Source organism: Liquorilactobacillus cacaonum DSM 21116 (assembly GCF_001436735.1).
Lineage (GTDB): Bacteria > Bacillota > Bacilli > Lactobacillales > Lactobacillaceae > Liquorilactobacillus > Liquorilactobacillus cacaonum.
Genome location: NZ_AYZE01000008.1, coordinates 62,533 through 79,633 on the forward strand (window position 1 = coordinate 62,533; position 17,101 = coordinate 79,633).

Annotated in this window: 14 protein-coding genes; 3 read left to right on the top strand and 11 right to left on the bottom strand. The window is 34.5% G+C overall.

Annotated features, from left to right (window positions below; translation table 11 throughout):
* Nucleotides 1-15 precede the first annotated feature (15 nt).
* The 8 genes from FC80_RS01690 to FC80_RS01725 all read right to left on the bottom strand — a co-directional run bounded on the left by FC80_RS01690 (nt 16) and on the right by FC80_RS01725 (nt 9,587).
* Nucleotides 16-1,452 carry a PTS sugar transporter subunit IIC gene (locus FC80_RS01690; protein ID WP_057828421.1) on the bottom strand — a complete coding sequence of 479 codons (1,437 nt, stop codon included), beginning with the start codon at nt 1,450-1,452 and terminating at the stop codon, nt 16-18.
* Nucleotides 1,452-2,834, bottom strand: a complete 1,383-nt coding sequence (locus tag FC80_RS01695) for a glycoside hydrolase family 1 protein (RefSeq protein WP_057828422.1) — start codon at nt 2,832-2,834, stop codon at nt 1,452-1,454. The genes FC80_RS01690 and FC80_RS01695 overlap by 1 nt, the downstream gene beginning before the upstream one ends.
* Nucleotides 2,835-3,103: 269 nt before the next feature.
* Nucleotides 3,104-4,036, bottom strand: coding sequence for a nucleoside hydrolase (locus FC80_RS01700; protein ID WP_057828423.1), 933 nt, complete (start codon nt 4,034-4,036; stop codon nt 3,104-3,106).
* A 92-nt stretch (nt 4,037-4,128) separates the two neighbouring features.
* The gene (locus tag FC80_RS01705) at nt 4,129-5,829 is read right to left on the bottom strand and encodes an adenine deaminase C-terminal domain-containing protein (RefSeq protein ID WP_057828424.1); all 1,701 of its coding nucleotides are present in this window, start codon (nt 5,827-5,829) and stop codon (nt 4,129-4,131) included.
* Between the two features lie 29 nt (nt 5,830-5,858).
* On the bottom strand, nt 5,859-6,905 hold the full coding sequence (locus FC80_RS01710) for an ABC transporter substrate-binding protein (protein WP_057828425.1): 1,047 nt from the start codon (nt 6,903-6,905) through the stop codon (nt 5,859-5,861).
* 21 nt (nt 6,906-6,926) lie between these two features.
* The gene (locus FC80_RS01715) at nt 6,927-7,964 is read right to left on the bottom strand and encodes an ABC transporter ATP-binding protein (protein WP_057828426.1); all 1,038 of its coding nucleotides are present in this window, start codon (nt 7,962-7,964) and stop codon (nt 6,927-6,929) included.
* Between the two features lie 11 nt (nt 7,965-7,975).
* Entirely contained in the window at nt 7,976-8,764 is a 789-nt protein-coding gene (locus tag FC80_RS01720) for an ABC transporter permease (RefSeq protein WP_057828427.1), read from the bottom strand.
* Complete coding sequence (locus FC80_RS01725) at nt 8,757-9,587, bottom strand: ABC transporter permease (protein ID WP_057828428.1); 831 nt, start codon at nt 9,585-9,587, stop codon at nt 8,757-8,759. Before FC80_RS01725 ends, FC80_RS01720 begins: the two co-directional genes overlap by 8 nt.
* Before the next feature lie 466 nt (nt 9,588-10,053).
* On the opposite strand from FC80_RS01725, the gene FC80_RS01730 reads away from it, so the two are divergent.
* On the top strand, nt 10,054-11,106 hold the full coding sequence (locus tag FC80_RS01730) for a tRNA dihydrouridine synthase (protein WP_057828429.1): 1,053 nt from the start codon (nt 10,054-10,056) through the stop codon (nt 11,104-11,106).
* A 124-nt stretch (nt 11,107-11,230) separates the two neighbouring features.
* Here FC80_RS01730 and pxpB read toward each other — a convergent pair whose 3' ends face one another.
* Nucleotides 11,231-11,965, bottom strand: coding sequence for a 5-oxoprolinase subunit PxpB (pxpB, locus tag FC80_RS01735; RefSeq protein ID WP_057828430.1), 735 nt, complete (start codon nt 11,963-11,965; stop codon nt 11,231-11,233).
* A 218-nt stretch (nt 11,966-12,183) separates the two neighbouring features.
* Between pxpB and FC80_RS01740 the strand changes: the two genes are divergently transcribed.
* Both FC80_RS01740 and FC80_RS01745 read left to right on the top strand, forming a co-directional pair.
* Complete coding sequence (locus tag FC80_RS01740; RefSeq protein ID WP_057828431.1) at nt 12,184-13,359, top strand: pyridoxal phosphate-dependent aminotransferase; 1,176 nt, start codon at nt 12,184-12,186, stop codon at nt 13,357-13,359.
* 2 nt (nt 13,360-13,361) lie between these two features.
* Entirely contained in the window at nt 13,362-14,273 is a 912-nt protein-coding gene (locus FC80_RS01745; protein ID WP_057828432.1) for an NAD(P)-dependent oxidoreductase, read from the top strand.
* Nucleotides 14,274-14,337: 64 nt separating this feature from the next.
* Here the strand turns inward: FC80_RS01745 and FC80_RS01750 are convergent, their stop codons facing one another.
* Together FC80_RS01750 and guaD are read right to left on the bottom strand one after the other, a co-directional pair.
* Entirely contained in the window at nt 14,338-15,663 is a 1,326-nt protein-coding gene (locus FC80_RS01750; protein WP_057828433.1) for a uracil-xanthine permease family protein, read from the bottom strand.
* 22 nt (nt 15,664-15,685) lie between these two features.
* Nucleotides 15,686-17,017, bottom strand: coding sequence for a guanine deaminase (gene guaD, locus FC80_RS01755; RefSeq protein ID WP_057828434.1), 1,332 nt, complete (start codon nt 17,015-17,017; stop codon nt 15,686-15,688).
* Nucleotides 17,018-17,101 lie beyond the last annotated feature (84 nt).

The following is a 17,101-nucleotide window of genomic DNA, read 5'->3' on the forward strand; positions in this document are numbered from 1 at the left end:
TCCACCTTTTATTTTTTATTTACCTTTTGCTGCTTTTTCTTGTTCTTGTGCCAACAAATAGTTATCGTATTTCTTAGCAAATGGGAAGTAAATCCCTGTTGACATTACGAGTACGATTGCTTGCCAAATTGCCATTTTCCAACCGCCAATTAAGAATCCAGAAATAATTGGTGGTGTCGTCCAAGGTGCTGCAACACCATTTAATGGTGGTACAATTCCAAAGTAAATCACCAAATATGTTGTCAAAGCAACAATAACTGGTGTTAAGAAAAATGGAATTGCCAAAAATGGATTCATAACAAGTGGCAAACCAAACAAAAACGGTTCATTAATATTAAACAAAGCCGGAATAAATTCAATTTTACCAATTGACTTCAACTGCACAGACTTTGCAGCATAAAGTGTAAAAATTACAAGCCCAATTGTAATTCCTGAACCTGTCAGATTAATAAAGTTATTATAAAACTCGTTGGTAACAATGTGAGCACCGTTAGCTAATGAAAGTTGATTATGTTGATACAAGTTAGCATTATCAAATGTATTTGGAATCAAAAGCCCACTTGTAATAGCACCCATAATTAATCCACCATGTACACCAAAGAACCAGAAGAAAGGAACTAAGAAAGCAATTATTAAAGCTCCACCAAGTGAATCTGACAAGCCCTGCAATGGTGCTTGTAATAACTTGTAGATTAGTTGTAAAAGATCCGTACTCATTACACCCTTAAAGAATGCATAGATTAACATTGAAACTGTCAAAATGACACCCGCTGGAATCATTGCGGTAAATTGATTTGCAACATTTGCTGGAACCTGTTCTGGAAGTGTGATTTTCCAACCCGCTCTCATCATCGCTGAATATGACCAACCAACAAGAATACCAATGATAATCGCTGCAATCATTCCTTGTCCACCTAACCAAGTATTATTAATAACACCAGTTACTGGGGAGGTTAAATATGTCTGAACCACATGAGGTAATTTATCAATTTGCTGACTTAACTTTGCACCAGAGTAAACAACATTTCCTGCTACGTCTGTAATTCCAGTACCTGATTTCCCCATTGCACCTACTAGAGGATTATCAACTTGGAGGAATTGCAATAATAAAAATGAAGACAGTGATGTTAACCCAGCTGGTAATGCTTCATAGCCTTCATTTCTTACATATACATAGGCGATGCCGACCGCTGCCCAAATTGAAATAAATCCAAATGATGTTGTATATGCCTGTGAGAAAAAGGCTGACCATCCCGAAGCCTTTAAGGCACTCGCAACTGCTGGGATCGGAATATTCGATAAAATTAAGAAAATTGATCCAATTATGATAAATGGTAGTGCATAAACCATTCCATCCTTTAAGGCGGTTATCGGTTTTGTATTAACAAATTTCATTATTGGAGGAAGAACTTTTTTGTTTATAAAATCCCCAAAGTTATTGCTTTTTGCCATTATAATTCATCTCCATTTTTTTCAAGAATTGACTTAAACCAATAAAACGACTTTTTTGGAACTCTTTGTAAATCTTTTAAATCGTGATTTGTTCTATTAACATAAACAGCCCCATATCTTTTTTCCATATCACCATGCGAGCTAGGAATATCAATTAATCCCCAAGCCAAATACCCAAGAACCTTCGCTCCATCAATAAACATTGCATCTTTTAGAGCTTTAATATGCTTTTCATGGTACTTAATACGAGTATCATCTTCTATCTGATGGATACCATCCCAATGCTCACGTAATCCAATTCCATTTTCAATTGGAAAAACTGGTAAATGATAACGATTATATATCTTTGTTATTACATCTCTAAATCCCAATGGATCAATCGTCCAGTTCCATTCATTCGCATCTAAAAATCGATTCATCTCCCCACCAAATTTAAGATATTCATTTGGCGAGACATTATTAGGTATCTTATCAGCATTCACTACATCACTTCGATAGTAACTAAAAGCTAAAAAGTCTGCATGCATCTTCGAAATAATTGCCATATCATTTTTTTGGAAATCGCTATCAATTTTTTCAGTAGCGATAAAGTGCATCACTTCATTTGAGTAGTGACCAAATGCAAATGCATCATATAAATTGTTATTCATAAATTCTTGGATTTTCCGAGCTGCTAAAACATCCTTAGGTTTTGAAGTTGCAGGATAAACTTCTTCATATGCTAACATTCCACCAAGTAAAAGTTCTGGATAATTCGCATGAATATACTCGTCAACTTTTGCATGCGCTAACATTGTATGGTGCAAAATCTGATACATCTCAGAAAGAGTTTTTTCACCTTTTAAATATCCCGAGATTCTAAATGCTTCCTCTTGAAAATAAAGATTATGTTCATTGAATGTTATCCAATATTTAACTTTCCCTGCAAATCTATCAATTACTTCTTTTGCAAATCGGAAGAAATCAGAAACTACCTTTCTAGATACGAAACCGTTTTCTTTTTTTGATAAATTCAATGGCATATCGAAGTGATATAAACAAATCATCGGAGTAATGCCACGAGCTATCATAGCATCAATCAAATTTTCATAATAAGCAAAACCTTCCTCATTAAATGCACCATCACCAGTTGGATTACATCGTGACCATGAAATTTGAATACGATACATATTTAGATTCATTTCTTTCATTAAATCTAAATCTTCTTCATATCTATGGTACTCATCAATCGCAACTTTCCAATCACTTGAATCTGGTGTAGCTTCGCGAATATCATAGACTGAATTTCCTTTACCATCAATGTCCCAAGCTCCTTCAGTTTGCATGCTAGAAACTGAATTTCCCCAGAAAAAATTTTCTGGCATTTTTCGCTTATCCGGCAACTTTGACCATCTCCTTTAATTTAAGTTAAACGCTTTCAATTCCTAGGAACAAATCGAGTATAGTCCCAGTCTTTATAAATGTCAATATTTATTTTATCAAAAGTATAGTCTTTTGATAAAGAAAAGCATTTGATAACTTTTAGGAATGTTATTTCCTATCAATCATCTGCAAATTATAATATTTTTCACTATTAAATTACATTTAGCAATAAAAAAGACTGGGTCAGAAGTTAGCTTTTGACCCAATCCCACACTCCAATATTAAGTTTTTAACGCAAGCTCTCATTAATCATCTGCAACTTGCTAAGCAACCACTCTGAAAACATTGCAACATCAATATCTATAGCCACTTTAGCATTTGGCTTTTTCCCTAAATAGTTTTTAAAATCCATAAGTGAAGCCCCTGCTGTAAATTTGCCACTCGTCTCTATCTCAATATAAGTTTTATCAAAAGTAAACAATTCAGGCTTTTCTAAAATAGCAATTGCTAAAGCGTCATAGATTCGTAAACCAGTTTTTAAACTTCCACCACGGTAGTGAGAAAACAATGAATATAACATCTCGCCAACCATTCCTAAATCTTTGATTTTATTACTTAAATCTGGTGTCACTTTTGCTTTTTGACCAACCTCTAATGGCGCTAAATAAATATCGACACCACTTTCAAAAACAATTTTTGCCGCTTCCGGATCAGCTGCAAAATTAAATTCAGACAAAACACCATAATTGCCTCGGCCAATTGCCCCGCCCATCAAAACAAATCTCTCAATCTTACTAATGTCTTCAGGATATTGACGAATAAACATTGCATAATCAGTTAAAGGACCAATTCCCACCAACGTGACTGGTTGACGACTTTCTCTAATTGTTTCATGAATTCTAGTTGTTGCCAGTCCATCAATTGCCAAATCATAGTTAATCATTGGAAAATTAAATCCATCAAGTCCGGTTTCACCATGAATTTCACTCGCACTAATTGGTTCATTCAAAATTGGACGACTTGCTCCTTTTACAATTTTAATTTGCTTTTTCAGAAAAGTAGTTAGTTTGAGAGCATTTTTAAATGTATTTTCAAGTGATACATTGCCTGCCAGTGTACTAATAAGTTTGACATCATATTGCTCCGAAAAAAGAGCCAATGTTAATGCCACCGCATCATCGATTCCTGGATCCGTATCAATTATTATGGGTTTTTTTGCCATTTCATTCAACTCCTATAAAAAATATAAAAAGCCCACCCCACAAAATTTTGGAGGGAGCTTTTTTATTGCCTATTAATAACGTTATAGAGTATTTATTTTTTTTCAAACAATGGAACTCGTGTTTGAGTTTTAACATCAAACAATCCTTTATCAGACATCTTTAATGCAGGTGATACAAGCAATGAAAGTGTTGAAAATGACATAATCTCATTGGTATTTTTATATCCCAATATTCGCATTTCATTTCTAACCGTTGCAAGAGTAGCACCAAGTATCTCAATTGGCTCTTCACTAACAACCCCACCAATTGGGAGTGGGACATTTGCAACAATTTCTTCATTACGAGCTACAACAAAACCACCTTGTTCATCGATAATTTTATTTTGTGCAACAACCATATCCTTTAATTTAGTTCCCATTACCATAAGGTTGTGATGATCATGTGCCCACGTTGCAGCAATTGCCCCCGCATGAGTAATCGCATTTTTGACAAACCCAAAAGTCAATTCACCACTATTACCATATCTTTCTTGTATCACAAGTAAAGCAACTCCAGCATTTTGCCATTGAACCTGATAGTTTTTTACTTCCATAGGAATTTTTTCTTTACTAGTAAAAGTCCCAACTTCACTAATTCTAATAACGTTTGCCGTTATCGTTCCATTTTTCACGTCAGTTACTATTTCTAAATCAGTAATTCCTAATTTATTTGCTTGCACTGAGTTAGACAACTCATTACTAAATACATTTTTTATCTTTGATTCACTTTCAAAATCTTTAATAGCCACTCCAGATTTATAAACTGCATTAATGGTAAAATCATCCAGTGTGTCTAATACAATAAAATCTGCAACTCTTCCCGGTGCAATTGCACCTCTATCCCAAAGTCCCATTCTTCTTGCTGGCGTATATGAAGAAATATAAACTGCATCCGCTGGAGACATTCCAAAATTAATAGCCATTTTTACAAGTTCATTGAGATGCCCATATCGCAAATCGTCTGCCATCACATCGTCAGTAACTAAAGCAACATGTTCAAATAAGTTATTAGCAATGATTGCCTGAATAATATCCCTACTCATCGACTTACGCTGGATTTGAATAAACATTCCATTGCTAACTTTTTCAAGTAGTGATTCAACCGTCTGCTGAGTATGGTCAGAAGTTACTCCACTATAAATAAATTTTGCCAAATCTTCACCCAAATATTTTGGACTATGACCTTCAATTGGCATTGTTGGCCGTTTCTTTCGACAAATTGCAATTAACTTTCTGATCAATGAGTCAGGTTCTGATGTTAAACCTTTAAAGTTCATTGCCTCGCCCAAACAGATAATCTTGCTATCATCTAATAGCTCTTCAACTTCTTTTTCCGCAATAATTCCACCAGTGGTTTCTAATTGTGGATTAGTTGACGGAACAGATGATGGAATCGCATAAAAGACATCAATAAGAGAAGGTAGATCCATATATTCTTTAAGCCCTTTAATTCCAGCAACATTAGCTATTTCATGTGCATCAGCAATGACAGTAGTAGTCCCAAATTTTGCAACTGCTTTCCCAAATTCTGTTGGTGTGGTCATTGAACTTTCAATGTGCATATGTGAATCCACTAACCCCGGAACTAAATATTTCCCATCTAAATTAATAACTCTTTTTGCTTCAATTCCTGACAAATCTTGGCCAATCCAATAAAACTTTCCGTTTAAAATACTAACATTACGTTTTTGGAAATGTCGAAGATAGCTATTATACACTGATGCATTTTCTACTAATAAGTCAACCTTCGTCATTAAAATTTTCCTTTCTAAAGTTAATCAAACTAATCATTCATTATGCTATTCCACTTAGTAATCCATTTAGCTAAATGTGAATTTACGTAACTAAAGTCGATTGTCTTAGCACGCTTGGCAATTGCACCATAGGTCTTATATTCAGATTCTTTCTTTGTCAATTTAACTTTAGTGTTTACAGGTGCATTGTTAAGTGAATTCAACCCTGCAACTTTCTTTTGTGCTGCTTTGCTTATTCTGTAGTCAATGTACTTATATGCTGCTGTGGTATTCTTTGAACCTTTTACGATCGAAACAGTATCATAATTAGCATACGTTCCTGATTTTGGTACAAAATATTTAAGTCCTGTATTTGAGCTCTTAACCATTTGAACAGCATAATCACCAACAACAGCAACATCTATTTCGCCTGTTTTAAACATATTTGTTAAATCTGATGACTGTGTATATGTCTTTACTACATTTGGTTTCAATGACTTAATTGCTTTAAAGGCAGCATTTCCTCCATCTTTTGTGACACTTGTCTTAGCATAATCACCAGCAATATAAAGCATTGCTGGACCAAATGTAGTTGTCATATCAGGAATTGCAATCTTATTTCTTAGCTTTTTGCTCCAAAGTTGATTCCAAGAAGTAATTTTAACTTTCTTTGGGTTATAAATAATTCCAACACTATTAACAGTATAAGGAACACTGTTAGTTTCTTTGGCTAATTTTTGTTCTGAACTTGATAAATACTTGAAGTTTTTCAATTTTCCTGTATTTAATTTTGTAAATAGATTTTTCTTTTTCCCGGATAATGCATTATTTTGTGAAAGTTCAATAACATCAACCCCACTATTTGTGTTATGTTCAATTTGTGTAAAACGTTGGGCACTATCACCAAATTGTGTCTTGGTTTTGATACCAGTTACCTTTGTGAAGGGATTCAAAATATCACTTGTCATTTGCTTTGTTGATAATCCAAACGTTGACACTGTAATTTGTTTAGCATCGGCTTTCACATTGCCAATTGCCAAAGCTCCCGCAAAAATCAAACCTGCTGCTAATATTTTTAATTTTCTACTTTTTCTCATTTTATTTTCTCCTTTAAGTTTCTAATTTTCTAATGGTAACAAATTTTTTACTGCCAATTCCAAAATTACATCTTCATCTCTTGAAAGCACGTCATGTTCGAAATCATCAACCTTCAAAACTCCCAGAGAAGTTTTTACAGTATACCGATATGAATTTCCCAAATAGGTTCGATTAATAATTCGTCCCTTCACAACATTTTCGCTATCATTAGCGGTTTCAATGATTTTTATCTGTCTTGGTCGAATTGTAAGATATCTTGTATTTTCCTTAGCTTGTGCTGCAAGTTTGATGTTACTTTCGGTAAGATATGCTTCACCATCGTAACCAACGACCTTAATGAAATTTTCAAAACCAATAAACTTTGCAACAAATAACGTCTTAGGTTCTTGATAAATTGCTTGAGGCGTATCAAATTGCTCAACTCTGCCTCTATTCATTACTGCGACCTTATCAGAAATTGCAAAACATTCTTCCTGATCATGTGTTACAAAGATTGCTGTCATTTTCAATTCCTGTTGCAATCTCCTTATTTCTTCACGCATCTCAACTCTTAATTTTGCATCCAAGTTACTTAGTGGTTCATCTAGTAAAAGAACTTGCGGATTAATAACCAAGGCCCTTGCTAAGGAAACACGTTGTTGTTGTCCACCCGATAATTCAGCTGGAAAACGTTTTGCTAAATCACTAAGTCCCGTCACTGACAAGACATTTTCAACTTTTTCCTGTATTTGTTTTTTATCTAATTTACGCATTTTCAAACCAAATGCTACATTATTAAAAACACTCAGATGAGGAAAAAGCGCATAACTTTGAAAAACCATCCCAAATTCGCGTTTATGAACCGGTAAATTGCTAATATTTTTTTCACCAACAATAATTTCACCATCGGTTTGTTTTAGGAGCCCTGCAATAATTCGTAAAGTTGTTGTCTTGCCACACCCACTTGGGCCAAGGATAGAAACAAGCTCTCCATCCTGAATGCTTAATGATAAATCTTCCAAAATTTTATTTTTACCATCATATGACATCGATAAATTTTTAACTTCTAGTTTAGCCACAATCTTCTCTCCTATTTTACTAATTTATTGACTCCTAAAAATTTCTCTACTACCCACATCATTACAGCTGTAAAAATCATTAAGACAACTGAAATTGCAGAGACTGTTGGGTCATAATTATTTTGAAGATAATTCAAAATTGCTGTTGGCAGCATATTTAGTGCTGGTCCATTTAAGAATAAAGAAATTGGGATATTGTTGAATGAGTTTATGAAGCACATCATAAATGCAGCAATAACACTTGCCTTTATATTTGGCAAAACAACCAAGAAAAATGCCTGTCCTTTTGTACATCCACTGACCCAAGCGGCTTCTTCTATATGTGGATCTAAAATTAGCATACTAGCACTTACGAGTCTAATAACATATGGTAAACACAATAAAAAATGTCCTACTAACAAACTAATTAAAAGTGGCAACTTAAAACTAATCACAGCCGTTTGATATAAAGCAAAGCCAACAACAATTTCTGGAATAAGAGTAGGACTCAAAAAAAATGATTGGAACCATTCAGCATGCTGTAAGTTATAACGAGTTAATGCATATACCGCTGGAATACCAATAAGAAGAGCAGAAAAGCTTGCTATCAATGCAACGAATAAACTCATTTTGAATCCGTCAACGAAATCCGGTTGCTGTAAAATGTTCTTATACCATTCAAATGTGAAACCCTTGATTGGTAATGAAATTGTCGGTTGATTGCCAAAAGATGTTATTACTACTAAGACAAGAGGCACCAAAATGATGAACATGACCACTAACCCAAAAATCAACAAGGGTTTATTCTTACGATCAAGCATTAACTTTCCTCCTATCTAATTTTTTCATTAATTTGTTAATTGCAAACATAATCACAACTGATAAAATTATTAAGATAATTGCAACTACACTTGCATTTGTCCAATCACCTAGGGTCATTGCTTGTTGATAAATCAGCGTTGCCATTACCAAATGCCGGTTCCCTCCAAGCAGTTGAGGTGTTGTGTAGGCGGTCATCGTTCCCGCAAAAACAAGAATACATCCTGTCAAGATTCCGGTTGTTAGTTGAGGAATAATCACCTTAAAAAGATTAGTCATAGCACCGGCACCTAATACGGCAGCAGCCTCTTCAGTTTCTATATTTAATTCTGTTATTGATCCAACTAACGAAGTAACCATAATTGGTAAAAAGAGATAAGCTGAACCAATAACGATTGCTGCATTTGTATACAAAATTGTTATGGGTGCGCTAATTAAATGTAGCTTAAGTAGTAAATCGTTAAAGACTCCGTTCTTTCCCAAAATAATGATCCATGCAAAATTTCGAATAACTGCATTTGTTAACATTGGAAACAATATAATCACAGACAATAATTTACGCACCTTTTCATCTTGTCGTGCAATCCATATTGCTAACGGTAGCCCTAAAACGAGTACAACCAAAGTCGTAAATAATGCTATTGCCAAAGTTCGAAAAATTACAGTTTGATTATAACTGCTCTTTAAAAATTCTAAGTATAACTTGCCATAATCACTGCTTTGATTCAATGTAGGTATAATAATTTGAATCAAAGGATAAAAGGTAAAGATTAGTACACCAACAAAAGCTGGTAATAACAATAGAATAGCTGAACGTTTTCGCATATAATTCGTATCCTCTCTTAAAAGTACTAGTCCATGTTATCATTAAAAACCGAATATTAAAAGTGAAAATTTCAAAAAAATATGATTTTAGACAGTTTATGCAGTCTAAAAGTTAATAAAGTTATCAAAAAAATTGTTCAGTTCGCATTTTAATGTATTAAATGTTTCCTGGCCTAAAATGAACTATATTACACCTAACACTTATAAAGTTCGGTAAAAGCCTTCTTTCAACTCATTTCAACTATCCTCCTCTTATCACTTCTAACTTTAAAACTGATTGCTAATAGTTAATAATTTTGATGTAATATTCATAGATTTGAATATCTGAAAGAAGTTCTGCTAAAATCGCTTAATTGATTATTCAGCCAAATAGCTTGCAAAGTTGAAAAAAAATACTCATAATTAGTAAACGATTATTTACTAAATTGTATTTTTTGCAATCGAATTAAGAGGAGTGTATATCTAATTGTCAAATAAAGAAAATGATTTTTGGAATAAAATAATTGCGGACTCCAAAGATGAAAATGGTGAAAAGCGTCCATTTGTAAGTCTAGCACCAATGGAGGCTGTTACAGACACCGTTTTTCGTCGTGTCGTGTCCCAGGCTTGCCCACCTGATGTTTTCTACACAGAGTTCACTCATGCACGCTCTGTAACACATCCACAGGCAAAATTTTCTGTTCAAGGTCGCTTATATATTGATCCATCAGAAAATCAAATCCCAGTTGCGCAACTTTGGGGGGACAAAGGGGAAGATTTTGAAAAAGCCGTTCAAGAGGTTGTTAAATTGGGATACAAAGCAATTGACTTAAATATGGGTTGTCCTGATGGAACTGTTGTTAAAAACGGTGGTGGTAGTGATTTAATCCGCCATTTTGATAAAGCAAAAGAGATAATTACTTCAGCAAAAACAAGTGGCTTACCAGTCAGTGTCAAAACTAGATTGGGGTTCAGTGATGTCAACGAATTTAAAGAATGGATTCCATTTTTATTAGAACAAGATGTTCGTGTGTTAACAATTCACTTTAGAACTCGCCAAGAAATGAGCAAAGTCCCCGCTCATTATGAATTGATTGATGAAATTCTAAAAATGCGTGATTCAATTGCACCGAAAACACTAATTCAAATTAACGGTGACATTGCCACTGCTGTTGAGGGGCTTAAATTAGCAAAACAACATCCCGGCGTTGATGGTATCATGATTGGTCGTGGAGTGTTTGCTAATCCATTTTGTTTTGAAATCACACCAAAGCAACACACTTTAGCAGAAACTTTTAACCTATTAAGAACACAGCTTGACCTTTTTGATGACTTTTATGCTCGTTTTGAATCTCGAAAATTTGTAGCATTAAGACGCTTCTTCAAAATATATGTTCGCGGTCTAAGGAATGCTCATGAACTTCGTGAAAAATTAATGAGTGCTAAAAGTACAGATGAAGTTCGTATACTTCTTGATGATTTAGAATTGCGCCAAGGTACAGATATTTTAGACCCACGCTTCCAGACACTAAATAACTAAATATATTGTTTTTATCATAATTATAAAGAAGGTGTGCCAAAATAAAAAATTTGGCACACCTTCTTTATTTTTTTGGATAAATATGTGCTGAGAAAATGCTCCCAAGAATTTCAACATTCCCCAATTAATTAAAGGGTGTTCCGAGTACTCTCTCTTTTAATCGGAACATTCCTCTATTGTCTAATTCTTTTATCTGATAAAACTCAGTTTTAGAAATCGGATAAAAATGAAGATAGTTTCCTGCTTCGTACCTTGCTTGAGGTTCTTCAGGATTGTACAAAACAATAGGGGTTCTTCCAATTATGTGCCAACCACCAGGTGACTCAACCGGATAAATACCAGCTTGCTTACCTGCTAATGCAACACTTCCCGCTGGAACTTTCCCCCGCGGTGTTTCTAAGCGTGGTATCCCTATTCTGTCAGGGGTTGTACCTAAATAAGGATAGCATGGCATGAAACCTAACATATAGATAAAATAGTTATCTCTTGTATGTAATTTGATTAAATCAGCGATACTCATATTCCCAAATTCTGCAATTTCTTTAATATCTATGGCAAATTCATCATCATAGCAAACCGGAATTTCAATCACCTTTACTTGCTCATCTTGAGAAGACGTATCAAAAACAGTTAAAATTTGGTTAACCTTTTCATTAATTTCTCGATAAGTAATCATACACGCATTAAAATTTATTAGAATACTACTATATGCAGGTGTTATTGTTTCTATAATGTTGATTTGTTTTTTCAATGCTTTGACAACTTTATGAATCAATACATTTTCACGGATATCAATCTTATCTGCAAAATTAATAAGCATTGCACTCTCACCTACTGGAATACATCTATAATTAAGCAACCTAACTCACCTACCTATAAATTTTTATAATAATTAAAATTGTTAGCATTAATAATAAACACATACTTTATTGTTTGTCTAGTTTATATTCATTGAAAAAAAAGGAGTTTAACTAAGTTTTCCAAAATAAAATTTAATTTAACAAAAAGATTAAAATCTACATAAACAATAATGATATAATCTGATTTAATCAATAAACAATTAAGGAGTTTTTTTACATGGTAAAACCTTTAAATCAAAATGTAGTAACAAATCTTCAAAGAACAGGAATACGTAGATTCAATGAATTAGTAGCCAAAGTCCCGGGAGCAATCAAATTAACTGTCGGTGAAATCGACCTTCCAACCCCACCAAACACTAAACTCCGTGGAATTAATGCTATTACCGAAAACGTAACAAAATACACTCCAAATGCCGGAGACTTAGAATTGCGTTCTGCAATTTCTGAATACCTAGAACAACACTATCAACTTAATTATTCCGCAAAAAATGAAATCATTGTAACTGTTGGTGGATCAGAAGCAATCGATACTATTTTTAGAACATTACTTGAACCTAACGATGAAATTATCATCCCAGCTCCTTGCTTCCCAGGTTATCTAGGATCTGGAATTCTCACTCAAAGTAATATTGTTTTAGTGGATACTTGTTCATCTGAATTTAAGTTAACTCCACAACAGTTAGAAGATGCAATTACACCTTCAACTAAATTAGTCGTTTTAAACTATCCAAATAATCCAACAGGTTCCATCTTAACAGTAAGTGAACTAGAGAAACTGGCAGAAATCATCATTAAACACGACTTATACGTATTAACAGATGAAATGTATGCAACTTTAGTATACGATGACATAGGAATTGCTCCATCAATTGCCTCAATTCAAGGAATGAAAGAACGTACAATTATTGTTAATGGTGTTTCAAAATCAAGTTCTATGACAGGTTGGCGTGTTGGTTATATTGCAACCTCCGAAAAAATTGTAGAACAAGCTTTAAAAGTCCATCAATATGCAGTTGCTAGTCCGGCATCAATGGCACAAAAGGCAGCAATTACAGCGTTAACTACCGACTTCCCAGAAACACAAAAAATGGCACTATTATTTGAACGTCGCCGTGATATTTTAGTGAACTCTCTCAATGAAATAGGCCTAAAATTTAATCGTCCTGTTGGCGCATTTTATTGTTTTCTCGATATCTCGGAGTTTGGTATGGATTCATGGTCATTCGCTGAAAAAATGTTATATGATTACAAATTAGCTGTCGTCCCTGGTAGTTCTTTCTCAAAATATGGTGACAACTTCGTCAGACTTTCTTTTGCAGTCGACGAACAAATTATTGTTGAAGCAATGAAGAGATTATCCGCAGGTGTTGCGAGCCTAAGAAAGAAGAAATAATAATGAAAATAGTATATGTTGTCGATCCAATTGCTGATGATGGCATCAAATTATTGGAAGAAAATAATTTTACCGTATTTCAGAAGAATAAAGAATTATCAATACCAGCAAGCCTAGCTTTATGTAATCCAAATGAAGTAATAGCATTAATTATTCGTGCAACTAAAATAACTCCCGCAGAATTAGAGTTATTCCCAAATTTAAAAATAATTGCACGACATGGTGTTGGTGTCGATAACTTACCCCTTGAGTATATTAAAAGCCGGCAAATTCGCTTAACATATACTCCTGGGCTCAATGCCACTTCTGTTGCTGAATTATCCTTAACGCTTATACTTAATTTGTTAAAAAAAATCCCTGTCAATCATGCCGACAAATTTTTTGATGGTACTTTACTTACTGGAAAAACAATTGGGCTAATCGGATATGGCAAAATCGCACAAAAATTAAGCCAAATTCTCAAACCTTTCGACATCAATTTATTGGTGTATAATCATCGCCAAAAAAATTTGGAATATGGTAAACAAGTTGCACTTGCTCAAATTGCTAGCGAATCAGACATAATAAGTCTCCATATTCCAGCTACAAATGAAACCAATAACCTGATTAACTCCGATTTTTTGAAAAAAATGAAGACGAGTGCCCTCTTAATAAATACCGCTCGGGGCTCACTAATTGATACCGATGCACTTTATCTTGCATTGAGTGCACAATCTATTGGTGGAGCTGCTTTAGATGTTTTAGATTCTGGTGTAAAACATCCAATTGCTGAAGTTTGTACCTTGCCAAATGTCATTGTGACACCTCATATTGGTGCAAGTTCCATTGAAGTATTGCAACAATCTTCAATCCGTTGTGCCAAAGAAATTCTTCTATATGAAGAGGGAAACACACCCATCCAAAGTTTTTTCTAAAAAAACTATCTTGCGAATCAACTCATTTCGTTGATCCACAAGATAGTTTTTACTTTATAGTCATTTACTTTGCGGGAATTAATTTGTTCATTACGATTGCTACAATCGCACTAATTGCAATTGGAGAATCTAATAAGTATTGCAATAATTGTGGTGCATGTTTTGATAATGAAGATGGCATAAACAATAAGCCAATTGCGAAAATCAATGGTACACCGATGATATACAATTCACGTTCAGAAAATTCCTCGTTCTTAATTACTCTAAACCCACTTAACATAATTACCATACAAACAACTGCAAAGACACCACCAATAACTGCAGATGGAATTGCATTAATCAGCGCCGATAATTTTCCTAAAAATGAAAGTGCAATAAAGAAAATTGATGCACCCACAAAAACACGACGACTAGCGACACCTGTAATTGAAATGATCCCAGCATTTGTAGAATATCCAGTCAATGGTGTAGCACCTACTATTGATGCCACAAAACAACCGATTCCTTCACCAATTACACCACGATTAACTTGCTCATCGCTGAGTGGTTCCTCAATAACAGCACTCACAGCAAACCAAGTCCCTGTTGTTTCAGCCATTAATACCAAGTAAATCACTAACATTGTTAAAATTGCTGACCAATTAAAAGAAAGTCCATAGTTAATAAATGCGATATGAGGCAAACTGAAAAATGGTGCACTCGCTACAGAAGATAAATTCAAGCCACCCATCAGTGAGGCAACAAATGACCCACATGCAAGAGCAATAATTACTGAACTTATCCTAAAAATCCGACCGAACTTTGAAAAATAAACTCCAAGCATTGAAAACAAAATCATAATCGCTGCTGTTATAAAAGCAAGCAATACATTTTGATCCATCGATAATGATTTGGTTGAAATATAAATATTACTTGTAAAAGCTGTTGGTAAAAGTGTCAATCCCACAATCATAATAATTGTGCCACTCACGATTGAAGGTATAAAATGACGTACTATGTATTTGTAAACACCCGTCAATCCAAGTAAGATAACCGCGATTGCCCCAACCAAAGTTGCACCCATCGCCGTATCTAACTTCCCACCATCACTAATGATAATACCTGCTAAAGCTCCAATTGGAACAAAGGACGGTCCCTGACATACTGGCAAACGCAAGAAAAAGATTACTTGAATTAATGATGCAATTCCGGCACCTAAAAATGTTGACTGAATAAGTGCAGCTGAATTTGTTGAGGACATCGCTACCGCAGAAGCGATAATCACAGGTGGTACATATACATCCATTGCTAAGACATGTTGTAATCCTAAAACAAGTGATTGTTGCCATGAAATTTTTTCATCTACTCCAATTGATAGATTTGAAGATTTTACTCGATTTGCATTTTCCATTTTTTGAATCTCCTCAAAAAGATTATTTTACTTTAATTCCTTGAATCCATACTTCAGAAATATCAGTTTGTTCGCTCAAATATAATAATTTGGCTAACTGACTACTTGGTGTCTTATACATACTAAAACCAGGCAAGTGACTCGAATCTAATACTTGTGCATCAAATATTTGTCCTTTTTCAAAAGTTCCTACAGGTAAATTAAGCGCTTCTCCTCCGCCTTTTGTAGCAAGATAAAATGATTCAAGAATTGAAACTTTTGAATCAAAAACTCCTCTTTTTTCCTGTTCGACTTTCACATCTACCCCATCAGTTAACATACGACTTGAAATAACAGTCTGCTTAATATTGTCATACAAGCTTGGTGAAAATCCTCCTGAAATATCTGTTCCAAGGCCCAATTTAACACCTTGTTGCTTTAAACGTTTAACAGGCAATACCCCATTAGCAAAATATGCGTTAGATATTGGACAATGTGCGATTGCAGCTCCATGCTTTGCAAATATTTCGCCATCTCGTTCATCTATAAAATTGCAATGATCCATAATTGACTTGTTAGTCAGCAATCCATAATCGGCTAAAACCTCAGTATCACGCTTTCCAAACCTTTCAACTACGTAATCATGCTCCCACTGTCCTTCACTGCAATGGGTTTGTATATAGGTATCGTACTCTTTAGCTAGTTTCCCTAATGCCTCAAGTGTCTGATCTGTACAACTAGGAACAAATCTTGGCGTAACAACAGGATAAACTCCCTGTTTGACGTCTTCACCCAATTTACGCACCGCTTTGATAAACTTTTCCGTATCTAAGATTGCTTGTTCAGAACTGACATCACGATAATAATCATGTGTCTGTTCTTGGTTATCCATCACAACCTTACCAACAAATGCACGTTGACCAAGGTTACTTGAAATTCTTGCTAATTCAATGCTCGCATTAAGATGTTGCGTTGCAAAATAAACAGCTGTAGTAGTTCCACGATTAATAAGTTGTTGTACTAAGTCTGAATATACTTTTTTGGCAAAATCAATATTTGCATACTTAGCTTCTAGTGGAAAAGTACATTCGTCAAGCCAAACGTTTAATGGCTCGTCAAGCGCAACTCCTGCTTGTGGCCACTGCGGTGCATGTATATGTAAATCTACAAATCCTGGCAAAACACACTTGTCATCAAAATCAATTAAACTTCCATTGGTACGAGCCTCGTCAAATATTTCAGAATAACTTGGATTGTCACTTAATACTAAATCTATTATAATTCCTCTTTCATTAACCAATAGTAATCCATTTCTCAAATATTCGACTTTACCATAAACTGGTGTATGAAAAAAATTACCCTTAAACACTTGCATTACTCATAAATCACTACCTTCTTGAATGGGATACCTTCTATATTAGTCATCAGCTTTGTAAAAGTCAAACCATTTTGTTAATAA